Origin of the sequence: Mesorhizobium sp. (assembly GCF_004962245.1) — a bacterium.
In the GTDB taxonomy this organism is placed as follows: Bacteria; Pseudomonadota; Alphaproteobacteria; order Rhizobiales; family Rhizobiaceae; genus Mesorhizobium.
Genome location: NZ_SUHQ01000023.1, coordinates 27,588 through 42,303, shown reverse-complemented (window position 1 = coordinate 42,303; position 14,716 = coordinate 27,588). Strand labels below are relative to the sequence as shown.

The 14,716-nt window shown below is 64.8% G+C and carries 16 protein-coding genes; 11 read left to right on the top strand and 5 right to left on the bottom strand.

Going from position 1 to position 14,716, the window contains the following annotated elements:
* Positions 1 to 45 precede the first annotated feature (45 nt).
* From E5X88_RS22905 to secA, 3 genes are all read right to left on the bottom strand, one after another.
* Complete coding sequence (locus tag E5X88_RS22905; RefSeq protein ID WP_292165370.1) at positions 46 to 1,326, bottom strand: GNAT family N-acetyltransferase; 1,281 nt, start codon at positions 1,324 to 1,326, stop codon at positions 46 to 48.
* Positions 1,326 to 2,726 (bottom strand): lipopolysaccharide biosynthesis protein, encoded by a 1,401-nt coding sequence (locus E5X88_RS22900; RefSeq protein WP_292165368.1) that lies wholly within the window; start codon positions 2,724 to 2,726, stop codon positions 1,326 to 1,328. Before E5X88_RS22900 ends, E5X88_RS22905 begins: the two co-directional genes overlap by 1 nt.
* A gap of 158 nt (positions 2,727 to 2,884) precedes the next feature.
* A complete protein-coding gene (secA, locus tag E5X88_RS22895; protein WP_292165367.1) occupies positions 2,885 to 5,617 on the bottom strand; it encodes a preprotein translocase subunit SecA in 2,733 nt (910 codons plus the stop codon).
* A gap of 252 nt (positions 5,618 to 5,869) precedes the next feature.
* Here secA and E5X88_RS22890 point away from each other — a divergent pair, with 252 nt between their 5' ends.
* From E5X88_RS22890 to E5X88_RS22860, 7 genes are all read left to right on the top strand, one after another.
* Complete coding sequence (locus E5X88_RS22890) at positions 5,870 to 6,787, top strand: peptidylprolyl isomerase (RefSeq protein WP_292165366.1); 918 nt, start codon at positions 5,870 to 5,872, stop codon at positions 6,785 to 6,787.
* Between the two features lie 118 nt (positions 6,788 to 6,905).
* Complete coding sequence (locus E5X88_RS22885; protein WP_292165364.1) at positions 6,906 to 7,058, top strand: hypothetical protein; 153 nt, start codon at positions 6,906 to 6,908, stop codon at positions 7,056 to 7,058.
* A gap of 107 nt (positions 7,059 to 7,165) precedes the next feature.
* Complete coding sequence (argJ, locus tag E5X88_RS22880; RefSeq protein ID WP_292165362.1) at positions 7,166 to 8,407, top strand: bifunctional glutamate N-acetyltransferase/amino-acid acetyltransferase ArgJ; 1,242 nt, start codon at positions 7,166 to 7,168, stop codon at positions 8,405 to 8,407.
* Positions 8,407 to 9,186 (top strand): N-acetyltransferase, encoded by a 780-nt coding sequence (locus E5X88_RS22875; RefSeq protein WP_292165360.1) that lies wholly within the window; start codon positions 8,407 to 8,409, stop codon positions 9,184 to 9,186. The genes argJ and E5X88_RS22875 overlap by 1 nt, the downstream gene beginning before the upstream one ends.
* Entirely contained in the window at positions 9,183 to 9,605 is a 423-nt protein-coding gene (locus tag E5X88_RS22870; RefSeq protein WP_292165358.1) for a (deoxy)nucleoside triphosphate pyrophosphohydrolase, read from the top strand. The genes E5X88_RS22875 and E5X88_RS22870 overlap by 4 nt, the downstream gene beginning before the upstream one ends.
* Before the next feature lie 121 nt (positions 9,606 to 9,726).
* Positions 9,727 to 10,044 (top strand): hypothetical protein, encoded by a 318-nt coding sequence (locus E5X88_RS22865; protein ID WP_292165356.1) that lies wholly within the window; start codon positions 9,727 to 9,729, stop codon positions 10,042 to 10,044.
* A 100-nt stretch (positions 10,045 to 10,144) separates the two neighbouring features.
* Positions 10,145 to 10,336, top strand: coding sequence for a Flp family type IVb pilin (locus tag E5X88_RS22860; RefSeq protein ID WP_145720058.1), 192 nt, complete (start codon positions 10,145 to 10,147; stop codon positions 10,334 to 10,336).
* An 8-nt stretch (positions 10,337 to 10,344) separates the two neighbouring features.
* Here E5X88_RS22860 and E5X88_RS22855 read toward each other — a convergent pair whose 3' ends face one another.
* Entirely contained in the window at positions 10,345 to 11,232 is an 888-nt protein-coding gene (locus tag E5X88_RS22855; RefSeq protein WP_292165354.1) for a methyltransferase domain-containing protein, read from the bottom strand.
* A gap of 53 nt (positions 11,233 to 11,285) precedes the next feature.
* Between E5X88_RS22855 and E5X88_RS22850 the strand changes: the two genes are divergently transcribed.
* Genes E5X88_RS22850 through E5X88_RS22835 form a run of 4 tightly spaced genes read left to right on the top strand, consistent with a single transcriptional unit; the run spans position 11,286 to position 13,697 of the window.
* Positions 11,286 to 12,086, top strand: a complete 801-nt coding sequence (locus E5X88_RS22850; protein WP_292165353.1) for a ComF family protein — start codon at positions 11,286 to 11,288, stop codon at positions 12,084 to 12,086.
* Positions 12,087 to 12,113: 27 nt separating this feature from the next.
* Positions 12,114 to 12,383, top strand: coding sequence for a glutaredoxin 3 (grxC, locus tag E5X88_RS22845; RefSeq protein ID WP_292165351.1), 270 nt, complete (start codon positions 12,114 to 12,116; stop codon positions 12,381 to 12,383).
* A gap of 10 nt (positions 12,384 to 12,393) precedes the next feature.
* Positions 12,394 to 13,275: a carbon-nitrogen hydrolase family protein gene (locus E5X88_RS22840; RefSeq protein ID WP_292165349.1), complete on the top strand. Its 882-nt coding sequence runs from the start codon at positions 12,394 to 12,396 to the stop codon at positions 13,273 to 13,275.
* The gene (locus E5X88_RS22835; RefSeq protein ID WP_292165344.1) at positions 13,272 to 13,697 is read left to right on the top strand and encodes a DUF1178 family protein; all 426 of its coding nucleotides are present in this window, start codon (positions 13,272 to 13,274) and stop codon (positions 13,695 to 13,697) included. The genes E5X88_RS22840 and E5X88_RS22835 overlap by 4 nt, the downstream gene beginning before the upstream one ends.
* A gap of 464 nt (positions 13,698 to 14,161) precedes the next feature.
* Here E5X88_RS22835 and E5X88_RS22830 read toward each other — a convergent pair whose 3' ends face one another.
* On the bottom strand, positions 14,162 to 14,653 hold the full coding sequence (locus tag E5X88_RS22830; RefSeq protein ID WP_292165343.1) for a MarR family transcriptional regulator: 492 nt from the start codon (positions 14,651 to 14,653) through the stop codon (positions 14,162 to 14,164).
* Between the last annotated feature and the right edge of the window lie 63 nt (positions 14,654 to 14,716).

The following is a 14,716-nucleotide window of genomic DNA, read 5'->3' as shown; positions in this document are numbered from 1 at the left end:
CGCTCAGCCAAATCCCCAAAGAGCGCCCATCTCTGCAAAGGTGCGCTACCGCCGCCCCAGCAAGCTCTTCATCCGGTTGCGCAGGAGGCGCGCCATGTTGCGGGTTTCGCGGTAGAGGTGAAGCTGCGACGCCGCCTGGCGGGCGAGGCGGTCGGCGTCCGGTGTCAGGCCGATGACCAGCGTGCCGATCGGCCGGCGCTCCATCCATAGCCGGCTCATCACCGGATGGTCGGGCACGGCGCAGGAATCGGTCATCATGATGTTGGGATCGTCGAGATGCTGCCTGGTCACCTCGATCATCAAGAGCGTGCCCGGCGAATAGGCGGCGAGCGTCTCGTCATAGGCCGTCTTCCAGGTGTAGGCGACGCCGGCCTCGACGAAGACGACCAGGCAAGCGATGGTGCGGCCGTCGAGCGTCAGCGAATGGATGCGGCACAGATCCTGCTCGGCCAGCCGGTGCACGGCTTCGCGGGCAAAGGCGGCGCGGTAGCGGTCGATGGCCATGGCGGTGCGCTCGCGGCCCTTCCAGCCGGCAACCTCGAGCGTCAGGAAACGTTCGATGGCATGGCGGATCTCGTCCGGTCCGCGCGCCACGAGATGCTCCAGCCGGCCCAGATCAGCGAGGCGGCGCTTCAGGCGGCGGAACTCGCGATAGTGGTGCGATCGCAGCGAGGCCTTCAGGTAGTCCTCGCCGTCGAGCTCGCTTTCGAGCACCGGGCGTTCGGCCTTGCCGGTGGTGACCAGCGTCAGGCCACGCGTCTCGGCGACGGTGGCGGCCAAGCTGGCCACCGGGCCGTCGAGCCGGATGTCGGGCAGGACAAAGACCTTCGGCAGCTTGAGATGCGGCCGCGACAGCATCGAGAAGAAATCCTCGAGGACGCCGACGGGATCGTCACGGTCGACCAGCGGCGTGCCGATCGGGCCGAACGGGCTCGACCAAGTGCGCATGACCCGCACGCCGAGCGGCACCGCCGGCCGCTCCACCGAGAACGGCACCAGCAAGCGCAGCCGGTTGCGGTATTCGTCGCCGTCGCGGATGACTGCCAGCCGCACCTCGCGGTCTTCCAGCCTCGGCATGGCGGGCGCCAGGAAGCGCGGGTTGAAGAAGACGTTGGGCTCGATCGTGCGGGTGCAGAGGTAGTCGAGTTCCTCGACCAGATCGAAGCCGGCGGAGGCCGGGTAAATGGCCAGTTTGCGCTCGGGCCGGTTGTTGGCCAGCAGTTCGATATGGGCGGGATCGGCGTCGCGGGCGAACCCGGCGAGGCCGGACACCATGGCGCCGGCCGGGCCGCCGCTGGTTTCCTCGAGCAACGGGACAGCGGCCATCACGCGGCTCCTTTGGCGGCTACGAAAATGGCCATGACGATGCCGAGCTTGCGCCAGACCGTGAAGGACAGCGCGCCGGCCTCGAAGATCATCGCGAAGGCGGTGGCCATCGCCGCGCCCCACAGGCCGAAAAGCGGAATCAGCACCAGATTGAGGCCGATGTTGAAGGCCAGCGTGATGGCGTAGACGGCGGCGCAGATGTTCTGGTTGCCGCTCATCGTGAGCAGGCTTTCGCAAGGGCCGACGGCGGCACGGGCGACGACGCCGAAGACCAGCAGGAACAACAGCGGATAGCCGGCAACGAATTCGGCGCCGAACAAGGCCAGCATCGGCTGGCCCAGCGCCAGCAGCAGCAGCGCCATCGCCAGCGACGGCCAGAAGGTCCACGATACCGTTTCGCGGGCGAAGGCGGCGAGTTTTTCCGGCTCGCCATGGGTGAATTGCGCGTAGCGCTGGGCAACGCCTGCCTTGACCGCGAAATAGACGAAATGCACCAGCGCCAGCGTCTTGACCGTGGCGAAATAGACGGCGACGTCGTTGGGCTCCATATAGGCGCCGACCATCAGCACGTCGGCATTGGTGAGCAGGAAGAAGAAACCTTCGACCAGGAAGATCGGCAGCGACACCACGAACCACTGCGCGAAATGCACCTTCATCGGCCCGGCCGGGATATTCCTGTCCATGCGCGCCGTGACGCCGATGAGTTGACCGATCGTGGTGGCATAGGTGGCGGCGATCGAGGCGAAAATCGCGGTCCTGGCGTCAGGCGCGAAGCCGACCAGAAGCATCAGCGCCATGCAGGCCAGGATCAGCACCGGCCGCACCAGATAGGTCGGCGCCAGCGCAAACAGCGCCCATGAGTTGGCTCGCGACATCCCCTGCAGCAGGTCGGACATCGCGATCATCGGCAGGCAGATGACGCCGAGGATGAACGGCACGACATAGTAGTTTTCGATAAAGGGCGAGAGCAGCCAGACGCCGAGCGCGCCGAGGGCGGCGATCACCGTGGAGGCAACCAGCACGAACAGGCGGCTGGTCAGCACGATGCCGCGCAGCTCGGCCAGCATATTGCGCTCGCGGTATTCGGGAATGAAGCGGATGACCGAGGTGTGGAAGCCGAGGCAGGCGAGATTGCCGACGATGACCATCGTCACCCAGACGAGGACGAAGATGCCGTATTCGAACGAGCCCATCCAGCGCGCCATCAGCACCTGGCTGACGAATGCGATGACGGCGCTGACGATGCGGATGGAAAAGGCGATCAGCGACATGCGGCCGGCCTCGCCGCGCTCGTCGGCGGTGAACAGCACGGCATCGATGCGGCCAAGCAGCGGCTTTACACGCAGCGCAAGGCGCTGCGGCAGGAACCGCCCGGCTGTCGTCGCCGCGGAAAAGCGCACCCAATACTCTCCGTTTTCCGCCTCTTTTCTGCGTATGCGTCTAACGAGAACACATTAAGAAACGGTTGGGTGGGGTGGTGGAGTGCTCCCTTCTCCCCGTTCACGGGGAGAAGGTGCCGGCAGGCGGATGAGGGGCGGCGTCGGCGGAACGCAGCGCCTTACGCAAACGCCCCGTGGCAGTGCTTGTACTTTTTCCCCGACCCGCACGGGCAGGCCTCGTTGCGGCCGATCTTGCCCCAGGTGGCGGGGTTCTTCGGGTCGCGGTTTTCGGGGGCGACGATGGCGTTGGTTTCCTGGCGGACCAGAAGCCCGGTCTCGCCGCCGTTGAAATCGTCCTCGCCGGTGGTGCCGTCGAGATGGCTGCCGAACATGTCGGGCGCCTCGGGCGGCGGGGCTTCCGCCGCCTGGCGGACCAGCTCGACGCGCATCAGCTGCGCGGTGACCGCCTGGCGCAGATTGCCCAGCATCGCCTGGAACAGCTCGAACGCCTCGCCTTTGTATTCCTGCAGCGGATCGCGCTGGGCGTAGCCGCGGAAGCCGACGACCGAGCGCAGATGGTCGAGGTTGACGATGTGCTCGCGCCACAGATGGTCGAGCGTCTGCAGCACCACGGAGCGCTCGACATAGGTCATCACATCGGGGCCGAAACGCTCGGCGCGGTCTTTCGCGGCGGCGTCCGCAGCCTCGGTGATGCGCTCGCGGATGTCGTCCTCGGCAATGCCCTCCTCCTGAACCCAGTCCTCGATGGGCAGGTCGAGGTTAAGGAATTCGGCGACCTCGGCCTTGAGGCCGGCGACGTTCCACTGCTCGGCATAGGCGTTTTCGGGAATGTTCTTGGCGACGATCTCCTCGATGACGCCCTCGCGCATCTCGGCGATGGTCTCGGACAGGCCTTCACCGTCCATCAGCTCGAGGCGCTGCTCGAACACCACCTTGCGCTGGTCGTTCGAGACGTCGTCATACTTCAGAAGGTTCTTGCGGATGTCGAAGTTGCGGGCCTCGACCTTCTTCTGCGCCTTTTCCAGCGCCTTGTTGATCCAGGGATGGATGATTGCCTCGTCTTCCTTGAGGCCGAGCTTCTGCAGCATGCCGTCCATGCGCTCGGAACCGAAGATGCGCATCAGGTCGTCCTGCAGCGACAGGAAGAATTTCGAGCGCCCGGGATCGCCCTGGCGGCCTGAGCGGCCGCGCAACTGGTTATCGATGCGGCGCGACTCGTGGCGCTCGGTAGCCAGCACGTAGAGGCCGCCGGCGGCAAGCGCCTTCTCCTTCAGCCGCTGCACGTCCTCGCGGATTGCCTTTTCCTTGGCGTCGCGCTCGGGACCGGCCGGCATGTCGGCCAGCTCCTCGGCGATGCGCATATCGGCATTGCCGCCGAGCTGGATGTCGGTGCCGCGGCCGGCCATGTTGGTGGCGATGGTGATGGCGCCCGGCTTGCCGGCCTGGGCGACGATCGCCGCCTCGCGCTCGTGGTGGCGCGCGTTCAGCACTTCGAATTCCTTGAAGCCGTCCTTGCGCAGGCGTTCGGCCAGCTGCTCGGATTTCTCGATCGAGGTCGTGCCGACCAGCGTCGGCTGGCCCTTGGCGCTCGCTTCCCTGATCTCCTTGACGATCGCCTTGTATTTCTCCTCGACGGTCCGGTAGACCTCGTCGTCCTCGTCAATACGGATGACCGGCAGATTGGTCGGGATCTCGGTGACCTCGAGATTGTAGATGTTGCCGAATTCCTCGGCCTCGGTCAGCGCCGTGCCGGTCATGCCGGCGAGCTTCTTGTAGAGGCGGAAATAGTTCTGGAAGGTGACGGAGGCGAGCGTCTGGTTCTCCGGCTGGATCGCCACATGCTCCTTGGCCTCCAGCGCCTGGTGCAGGCCTTCCGAATAGCGGCGGCCGGGCATCATGCGGCCGGTGAATTCGTCGATGATGACGATCTCGCCGTTGCGCACGATGTAGTCCTTGTCCTTCTGGAACAGCTGATGCGCCTTCAGCGCATTGTTGACGTGGTGGACAATAGCGACGTTCTCGACGTCGTAGAGCGACTCGCCCTTGAGCAGGCCGGCGTCGCGCAAAAGGTTTTCCAGCTTCTCGGTGCCCTCCTCGGTGAAGATCGAGGTCTTCTGCTTCTCGTCGATCTCGTAGTCGGCCGGCTCGAGCTTCAGCATGAAAGCATCGATGGTGTTGTACATTTCCGAACGGTCCTCGAGCGGACCGGAAATGATCAGCGGCGTGCGCGCCTCGTCGACCAGGATCGAATCGACCTCGTCGACGATCGCGTAGCTATGGCCGCGCTGCACCATCTGGCTGCGCTCGTATTTCATGTTGTCGCGCAGATAGTCGAAGCCGAGCTCGTTGTTGGTCGCGTAGGTGACGTCGGCGGCGTAGGCGGCCTTGCGTTCCTCGTCGGTCAGGCCATGGACGATGACGCCGACGGTAAGGCCGAGGAATTTGTAGACGCGGCCCATCCATTCGGAGTCGCGTGTGGCAAGATAGTCGTTGACGGTGACGACATGGACGCCTTTGCCGGCGAGCGCGTTGAGATAGACGGGCAGCGTGGCGACCAGCGTCTTGCCCTCGCCGGTGCGCATCTCGGCGATGCCGCCATTGTGCAGCACCATGCCGCCGATCAGCTGCACGTCGAACGGGCGCATGCCGAGCACGCGACGCGCCGCCTCGCGCACGGTGGCGAAAGCCGGCACCAGGAGGTCATCGAGGCTGGCGCCGTTGGCGACGTCCTGGCGGAATTTTTCCGTGCGGGCCGCCAGATCGGCGTCGGAGAGCGCCCGCATCTCGTTTTCCATGGCGTTGATCGCCTCGACGCGCGGTCGGGTCGACTTGACCCGGCGATCGTTGGAGGAGCCGAAAACCTTACGGGCGAGACCGCCAAAACTGACCATTCAATGGTCCTTTCGATAGCATTCCAAGTCGTTGCGATGGCCGCCGGTTGGCCCCATCAAATCCACGTGAAACGCGGACGAACGCAAATAGCGCCCGGAAAACGGTTCTGGACGCAAAGTCGTTGGACAGATAAGAGGGGGCTCAATCGATGTCAACGCCGCGCTCGCCCTGTCGACCGCGCCAAATTCGGCCACAATCCGGCTGATCTGGAAGCCATCCCGCTCTAGCTTGTTCCCATTGGAGTTAATCGTATGTCCTTATTGTTCCGCCGCGCGTCGCTCGCCAGCTTCGGCCTGGCATTCGGGTTGTCGGCTCTGTCGCTGTCACCACTGATGGCGCAGGATACCGCCCCCGCCCAGCCGGCCGCACCCGCGCCGGCAGCTGCGCCAGTCGATCCGAACGCCGTGGTCGCCACGATCAACGGCCAGAAGCTGACCGAGGCAGACCTTGCGCTTGCCGAAGGCGAGCTGTCGCAGCAGTTCGCGCAGATGCCGCCCGAACAGCGCCGCGCCGCGGCGCTTTCGGCGGCGATCGAAATCAAGGTCATGGCCGCCCAGGCGGTCACCACCGGCCTCGACAAGGATCCCGACTTCCAGCGCCGCATGGCGTTCCTGCAGCAGCGCGCCCTGCATGGCGAAATGGTCGAGAAGGATGTCGTCGACAAGGTCACGGATGCCGAGGTTCGCGCCCGCTACGACCAGGAAATCGCCAACACGCCGCCGACCAACGAGGTGCATGCTCGTCACATCCTCGTGAAGACGAAGGAAGAGGCCGACGCGATCATCAAGCAGCTCGACGGCGGCGGCGATTTCCAGAAGCTCGCCAACGAGCACACCAGCGATCCGAGCGGCAAGACCAGCGGCGGCGATCTCGGCTGGTTCGGGCCCGGCCAGATGGTGCCGGAATTCGACAAGGCGGTCTTCGCACTGGCGGTCGGCAAATACACCGAACAGCCGGTACAGTCGCAGTTCGGCTGGCACGTCATCCAGGTCGAGGACAAGCGCGCCAAGCAGCCGCCGGCCTTCGAGCAGGTCAAGGACCAGGCCCGTCAGGCGGTCATCCGCGACAAGTATATCGCGCTGGTCAAGTCGCTGCGCGCCGACGCCAAGGTCGAGATCCCGGACGAGAATCTGAAGAAGACGGTCGACGCGCTGGAGAACACCAAGTAGGCCTGCCCAGACCTAAAGCGCATCGCTTTCGCGATGCGCTTTAGGTTCTTGTTTTTATGCGGGTCGTTATCCCAAACCGCTGCGCACCCCTCGGTTCACGTCCCGCTTTGCCCTGCTGGTGCTTGCCGGCGTCTATCCGCTGATCACAGCCATCCTCTCTGCAGTGTTCCCGCTGACCGAAGATCGGGAGATCCGGCAGCGCACGCTGGTCATGGCCCCGTTGATGGTCTCGATCATGATCTGCAGTTTCGTTTCCGGAAACGGGCTTTAGGGCGAAGCTCCCGGTGCCGCCCGCAACCGTTGGGAAAACGCCCTTGCGCCGGCGCCCGCTATCGGGCAAACCGGCGTTCCCCTTGCGTTTTCCCGCCCGAGGTCTTCATGTCAGCCACGATTTCGCCGCTCGCGCCGAAGAAGTATCCCAAAATGCCTGCTATCGAGGGCGTCCGCATCGCCACCGCCGAGGCCGGGATAAAGTACAAGAACCGCACCGACCTGCTCACCATAGTCTTCGACGCCGGCACCACGGTCGCCGGCGTGTTCACCAAGTCGAAATGCCCGTCGGCGCCGGTCGATTTCTGCCGGCAGAATCTTGGGGCCGGCAAGGCGCGCGTCCTGGTCGTCAACTCCGGCAACGCCAATGCCTTTACCGGCCAGAAGGGCCGTACCTCCACGGCAATGACCGGCGAGGCGGCAGCCAAGGCTGCGGGCTGCACGCCGGGCGAGGTGTTTCTGGCCTCGACCGGCGTCATCGGCGAGCCGCTGGACGCCGGCAAGTTCAGCCATTTGCTGGCCGGACTGGTCAAGGACGGCCGGCCGGATCTGTGGACCGAAGCCGCCAAGGCGATCATGACCACGGACACCTATCCGAAACTGGCGACCGCGACGGTGAAGCTCGGCGACGCCGACGTCACCATCAACGGCATTGCCAAGGGCGCCGGCATGATCGCGCCCGACATGGCGACGATGCTCTCCTTCATCGCCACCGACGCACCGATCGCGGCGCCCGTGCTGCAGGATCTTTTGTCGCGCGGCACCGCCAAGACCTTCAACGCGGTCACCGTCGACAGCGACACCTCGACCAGCGACACGCTGCTGATCTTCGCCACCGGCGCGGCCGCCAGGCGCGGCGCGCCCGATATCACCGATGCCGGGGATCCGCGCCTCGGCGCCTTCCGCCGCGCACTCGGCAAGGTGCTGAAATCGCTGGCGCTGCAAGTGGTGCGCGACGGCGAGGGCGCCCGCAAGCAGGTCGAGGTCACCGTCACCGGCGCGAAATCGGCCCGCTCGGCCAAGCGCATCGCGCTGTCGATTGCCAATTCGCCGCTGGTCAAGACGGCGGTCGCCGGCGAGGACGCCAACTGGGGCCGCGTCGTCATGGCTGTCGGCAAGGCCGGCGAACCGGCCGACCGCGACCTCCTGTCGATCTGGTTCGGCGACATCAGGCTGGCGCATGAGGGCGAGCGCGATCCAGGCTACTCCGAAGAGGCGACGTCGGCGTATATGAAGCGCGACGAGATCCGTATCCGTGCCGATATCGGCATCGGCCGCGGCAAGGCGACGGTGTGGACTTGCGACCTCACCAAGGAGTATGTCGCCATCAACGGCGATTATCGGAGCTGATGGCGTTGGTTTCCAGACATCCGGCAAGCGTGCTTGCCATCGTGCGCCGATACGAGGCGGCCGGTTTTCGTGCCTGGCCGGCGGCCGCCGTCCATTATGACGGCACCTGGGTGGTGCGGCTGACGGCAGGCCATCCGGCCAAGCGATTGAATTCGGTCAATCCGCTTGATCCCGGCGACATCCAGCACATTGCCGAGCGCATCGGCCGCGCCAGCCGTCGTTTCGACGCCTATGGCCGGCCGCTGACCTTCCGCATATCGCCACTGTCGGGCTCCGTTCTCTCCAAGCATCTCGACAGCGAGGGCTGGAGCAGCTTCGCCGAGTCGCTGGTCATGCGGCTGCCGCTGGCGGACGCCCAGCTCGACGCCGCCATGGACCAGATTCCGCTGAAGGACATCAGCCGCTTCATCGGCGCGGCGCTCAAGGTGAGCGACTCGGATGTGTCGCTGCGGCCGGGCCTGTCGGAGATTATCGGCGCCATCCAGCCGGAAGCCGGGCTGTTCGCGCTCGAAGAGGGCACCGAGCCGCTGGCGACGCTGATCTGCGTCCATGACGGCGATCTCGCAGGGCTGTTCGAGATCGCCACCGACAGATCGGTGCGCAACCAGGGCCATGGCCGCCACCTCATCCTGTCGGCGCTGAAATGGGCGCGGCTGCGCGGCGCCCGGGAAGCCTGGCTGCAGGTCGAGGCCGACAATGCACCGGCGCTGGCGCTGTATCGCTCGCTCGGGTTCGACGAAGTCTATCGTTACCACTATCGCCGGCCGCCCGGCGCATGACCGGCGCGAACCCTGTCGGCAAGCGCCTGCTCCTGGTCGCGGCCTGTGCGCTGGTCGATACCGACGGCCGCGTGCTTCTGGCGCAGCGGCCCGAAGGCAAGCAGCTCGCCGGCCTGTGGGAATTTCCTGGCGGCAAGGTCGAGCCCGGCGAGACACCGGAAGAATGCCTCATCCGGGAGTTGTACGAGGAGATCGGCATCGAAACCGATATTCCCTGCCTGGCGCCGTTCACCTTCGCCAGCCACTCCTACGATGATTTTCACCTGCTGATGCCACTGTTCGTCTGTCGTCGCTTCCGCGGCATCGCGCAGCCGAAGGAGGGCCAGGTGCTGAAATGGGTGCGGCCACGCCAGATGCGCGATTTTCCGATGCCGCCGGCCGATGCGCCGCTGATCCAGTTCCTCATCGATCTTCTGTGATTTGCGCCTTCACTGCCCGCGTTTAAGACAGCGTTAATCGAAGATTTATCTTGCCGTGAAAAATTGAGGGGCGTGGAAATCAAGGAAGGCCCTGTCCGGGCCTTTGCCGGAGAGCGGTTGCATGAGCCTCGACAGGGACTGGGATTCGATCCGACCCGATCGCAATTATAGCGCCGCCAATACCGGCATGGGCATATTGCGTATCACGTTGCTGTTCGGGTCGGCCGCGGTGGCACTGGCCTTGATCGCGACGCCTTTCCTCGACAGCCGGATGCGGTCGCAGTCCGGCCGCGCCGATTTTGCCGGCGGCCTCGATAGGATGAGCACAGGGTCGATCGGCCGCCGTGACACCTACACGCTGCGCAGAAGCGTGCTGCAGCCGTTGCCCAGTTCGGTCTGCGTGATACGCGACAATGGCAAGCGCAGTGGCGACTGCTGACATATGATTTGAAGCCGTCGTTTCATCGCCTGTTAAGCCTGTGCCATTAACCTTTCTTAACGGGTCGGCGCTAGGGTTTCGGCAAGCGGGATCGACGGTCATGAAGACATTGCTGCAACGATTTCTGGAAGATGAGACCGGCGCGACGGCCATCGAATATGGGCTGATCGTGGCCGTGCTGTCGCTTACCATCGTAGGCGGCGCCAGCCAGGCGTTCGATGCCATCAAGTGGCTGTTCAGCGACAACAACAGCAGGCTGGTGAACGCTTTCGCGACCACCCCCCAACCATAGCAATCCGGTTAACGCCCGCCGGGATTTTCCAGTATTGTCTTCAGCGATATTTTCGCCGAGCCCGGCTTCAGTGGCTTTTGCTGCGAGGCGTCGGGCGCCCAGCCTGACATCCAGACGATCGGAAAACTCGCCCTGACGCGACCATCGGCGTCGGAAAACCGCTCGGCGTAGATTTCGGCGACGCGGGCAAACAGCTTGCGTGTGCCCGGTCGCCTGCTGCGGTCGACGAGCGCGCTGGTCTCGCCCATGGCTCGCAGATCCGCCATCAGGCCGAACAGGGAATCGTACCGCACCGTTACCGTCTCGACATCGGCGACCGGCAGGGCCAGGCCGGCGCGCTGCAAAAGCGCGCCGGCGTCGCGCACGTCGGTGAACGGGATGACGCGCGGGCTGGCGCCGCCATAAAGCTCGGTCTCGGCGGCGAGCAGGCTTTCGCGCAGCTCGGAAAGCGTACCGGCGCCGGCAAAAGCGCCAAGGAAAAGACCATCGGGCTTCAGCGCACGGCGGATCTGCACCAGCATGCCGGGAATGTCGTTCATTGCCTGAAGGGACAAAAGAGAGACGGCGAGGTCGAGGCTTTCCGGCTCGAACGGCACGGTTTCCAGCGGCGCCACCAATCCCGCGGCACCGCGCCCCGCTCCATCGTCCAGGAACGCAGCGTCCGCCTCCACGCGCACGATGTCCGCCACCTTGCCGCTTGTCGCGAGCACGTCGGACGCCGCCGGCGTCTGGCAAAACAGCACGGCCGCTCTGTCGAATTTGCGCTCGACGGCGCCCAGCCGCTCGGCAAGATCCTCGGCCGCCCGCCGCATCAGGAAATCCGCGCCGGCAGTCGGATAGGCAAGCGCCCGGCGCTTGTGCGCCAGCCAGAGAGATGTATCGACTATAGGCTGCAACGGCTGGTTCCTGGTTTCCGCTCTCTGATATAGGGTGGCGGAGGACCAACCACGTGGCCGATCCGATGCCAGAGATCAAGCGTATTGAGATCAGGAGTATTGTCCGAACGGCATTGGGCTGGCCGGCGCGCATCCTGTTTCCGCCGGTTTGCGCCGGCTGCCGGCGGCATGTCTCGCAGCCCGGCGTGCTGTGTGGCGCCTGCTGGCCGAAGCTCAGGCTTCTGGAACGGCCATGGTGCCCGGTGATGGGCACGCCGTTCATCCACCACATGGGCGAGGGCTTCCTGTCGGCCGAGGCGATCGCCGACCCGCCGCCCTTCGAGCGCGCGCGGGCCGCGGTCGCTTACTCCGGCGTCGCCCGCCAGATGGTGCAAGGGTTGAAATACCAGGATCGCACCGACCTGGCGCCTTGGATGGCGCGCTGGATGCTGCGCGCCGGCGCCGAACTGATCGCGGAGGCCGATGTGGTCGTGCCGGTGCCGCTGCACTGGCGGCGTTTTTTCAGGCGCCAGTTCAACCAGTCGGCGGAACTGGCAAGGGCGGTTTCGCAGCTTGGCGGCCTGCCTTTCGCGCCCTCCGCGGTCAGGCGTGTCAAACTCACCCGCCAGCAGGTCGGGCTGGAGCGGCGGGAACGTGAGGAGAATGTGCGCGCCGCCTTTCGCGTGCCCGAGGAGGCCGAGATCGAGGTCGCCGGCCGCCGGGTGCTCTTGATCGACGATGTCTATACCACCGGCGCCACTGTCCGCGCGGTCACCAAGGCGCTGAAGAGGGGCGGTGCCGGGGCGGTCGACGTGCTGACCTTCGCGCGCGTGCTGCCGGGGGACTTTCGGGCCGACGAGTCCGCGACTATATAGGTTGAGGAAAGGCAGGATTGCTGACCGATGGTCGACGTGACGATTTATACACGGATGATGTGCGGCTATTGCACGGCGGCCAAGCGGCTGCTCGAACGCAAGGGTGTCGCCTACACCGAGCACGACGCCTCCTTCTCGCCGGAACTGCGCCGGGAAATGATTTCCCGTGCGAATGGCCGCTCGACCTTTCCGCAGATATTCATCGGCGACACGCATGTCGGCGGCTCCGACGATCTCCATGAGCTGGAGGCGGAGGGCCGGCTGGACCGCTTGCTCGCCAATGGCTCGACGAATTGAGGACATGACGATGGGTGCTTTCAAGGCGGCGGCGATCCAGATGCGTTCGGGCACGAGCCCGGAGCGCAACGCGGTCGATCTGGAGCGGCTGGTGCGCGAGGCGGCCGGCCAGGGCGCGGCCTATGTCCAGACCCCGGAAATGACCGGAGCGCTGGTCCGCGACAGCCGAGCGCGGGCCGCCTCCTTCACGTCCGAGGACAAGGATATCATCGTCTCGACGTCGCGGAGGCTGGCGAAGGAACTTGGCATCTTCCTGCATATCGGTTCGACCGCCATCCTGCGCGCCGACGGCAAGCTCGCCAACCGCGCGCTGCTGTTCGGGCCGGATGGCGCCACGATTGCCACCTACGACAAGATCCACATGTTCGACGTCGATCTCGACAATGGCGAGAGCTGGCGCGAATCCGCCGCCTACGAGCCAGGCACCGCGGCCGTCGTCACCGAGATCAGTGGCCCTGGGATCGACGGTGCGAGGCTGGGTTTCGCCGTCTGCTACGATCTGCGCTTTCCGCAGCTCTTCCGCGCCGAGGCGCTGGCCGGCGCCGACCTGCTTTCCGTGCCCGCCGCCTTCACCCGCCAGACCGGCGAGGCGCACTGGCATGTGCTGCTGCGGGCGCGCGCCATCGAGAACGGCGCCTATGTCGTCGCCGCGGCGCAGGGCGGACTGCACGAGGACGGCCGCGAGACCTATGGCCATTCGCTGATCGTCGATCCATGGGGCCGCATCGTCGCCGAGGCAGCGCATGACGAGCCCGCGGTGATCGTCGCCGAGATCGACCCGGCGCAGTCGGCCGCGGCGCGCAAGAAGATCCCGAACCTGAAAAATGCGCGGGATTTCGCTGTGAATGCCGGATCGGCCGAGGCATTGCCTCTCAGGGGGGCGGCGTCTTGATCCGCTTTTCCCTGATCTGCGAGCACGAGCACGAATTCGAAGGCTGGTTTCGCAGCAACGACGATTTCGATACCCAGAAGAAGCGCGGTTTCGTCGATTGCCCGACCTGCGGCTCGCACAGGATAGAGAAGGCATTGATGGCGCCGGCGGTCTCCACCGGCCGCAGCCAGGAAAAGATCGCGCTCGCCATGGGCGAGGCCCAGAAGCGGGCGTTGGCGCAACTGAAAGCCATGGCCGAAAAGGTGCGCGAGAACGCCGACTATGTCGGCGACAAGTTTGCCGAGGAAGCGCGCAAGATCCACTTCGGCGAAAGCGATCCGCGCGGCATCTATGGCGAGGCGACGCTGGAGGAGGCGAAGAGCCTGGCCGAGGACGGCGTCGAGTTCATGCCGGTGCCGGTGTTCCCGGAGGACCGCAACTGACTGCTGGAGCCATCCTGACAGATCGGGATGGGTTTTGCCAACCGGCCTCAACTGCCAATCTTCAACGCTGGCGATTAGCCATCAGCCACCATGCCTTCGTCATCCCAGGGCGGAGCAAGGAGCGAAGCGACGCGGCGCAGACCCTGGGATCCATGCCGTGACATCAAAGTATCGCGACGGTGCAGGACTTTGGAAGCCGGAGAGACAGCCCCCCTCTGCCCGCCAGAGCAGAAGGGGGTGGGAAGGATCGCGACAGAACAGCTTTTTTCTGGGCCGCTGCATTCTTCGGCTGAGGTAACGGCATGGATCCCAGGGTCTGCGCCGCGTCGCTTCGCTCCTTGCTCCGCCCTGGGATGACGAAGGAAGGGATGTCTCAGCCAATCTCCAAGGGTTGCGATTTGCCACTGAACGGAATGATTGACGGTCGCTGCCGATCGGCCCCGATCTGTCAAAATCACTGATTTTCACCCCTGGCTTACGCTCCCTATCAATTTCTCAAGGAGGTGAGCAAAGGTCTCTTGCTCCTGGCGCGTTAGGCCTGAGAGTATTTCGTGCTCGTTGGCGACGTGAGCGGCCAGCGCTTCTTCGATCAATGCGAGACCTTTGCCGGTCAGCTGAACGACAACGCCGCGCCGATCGTTGGGATGCGGCCCGCGCATGATCAATCCTGACTTTTCCAGTCGGTCGAGCCGGTTGGTCATAGCACCCGACGTCACCATCGTCGCTTCATAGAGAGCCGTCGGCGTCAGCGCGTAAGGGGCGCCCGAACGGCGCAGCGTCGCCAGCACGTCGAATTCCCCGGATTGCAGTCCGAAACGCGCAAACAGCGGCGCGAGGCGTTCTCGTGCTATCAGCGACGAGGCTTCGCTCAACCGTCCCAGTACGGCCATCGGAGAAACATCCAGATCCGGCCGTTCCCTGTTCCACTGCTCGATGGCCTTCGCCGCGCGATCCATCTATCTCACCGTTAAATATCTTGACGTTAAGAATCTTTATATTATCTTATCTCAAGTTGCGAT

What these genes read in the sequence shown, in the direction of transcription:
- E5X88_RS22905 (WP_292165370.1), bottom strand. Translation starts at nt 1,326, where the DNA reads ATGGCCGCTGTCCCGTTGCTCGAGGAAACCAGCGGCGGCCCGGCCGGC.
- secA (WP_292165367.1), bottom strand. Translation starts at nt 5,617, where the DNA reads ATGGTCAGTTTTGGCGGTCTCGCCCGTAAGGTTTTCGGCTCCTCCAAC.
- E5X88_RS22890 (WP_292165366.1), top strand. Translation starts at nt 5,870, where the DNA reads ATGTCCTTATTGTTCCGCCGCGCGTCGCTCGCCAGCTTCGGCCTGGCA.
- argJ (WP_292165362.1), top strand. Translation starts at nt 7,166, where the DNA reads ATGTCAGCCACGATTTCGCCGCTCGCGCCGAAGAAGTATCCCAAAATG.
- E5X88_RS22875 (WP_292165360.1), top strand. Translation starts at nt 8,407, where the DNA reads ATGGCGTTGGTTTCCAGACATCCGGCAAGCGTGCTTGCCATCGTGCGC.
- E5X88_RS22870 (WP_292165358.1), top strand. Translation starts at nt 9,183, where the DNA reads ATGACCGGCGCGAACCCTGTCGGCAAGCGCCTGCTCCTGGTCGCGGCC.
- E5X88_RS22865 (WP_292165356.1), top strand. Translation starts at nt 9,727, where the DNA reads ATGAGCCTCGACAGGGACTGGGATTCGATCCGACCCGATCGCAATTAT.
- E5X88_RS22860 (WP_145720058.1), top strand. Translation starts at nt 10,145, where the DNA reads ATGAAGACATTGCTGCAACGATTTCTGGAAGATGAGACCGGCGCGACG.
- grxC (WP_292165351.1), top strand. Translation starts at nt 12,114, where the DNA reads ATGGTCGACGTGACGATTTATACACGGATGATGTGCGGCTATTGCACG.
- E5X88_RS22840 (WP_292165349.1), top strand. Translation starts at nt 12,394, where the DNA reads ATGGGTGCTTTCAAGGCGGCGGCGATCCAGATGCGTTCGGGCACGAGC.
- E5X88_RS22830 (WP_292165343.1), bottom strand. Translation starts at nt 14,653, where the DNA reads ATGGATCGCGCGGCGAAGGCCATCGAGCAGTGGAACAGGGAACGGCCG.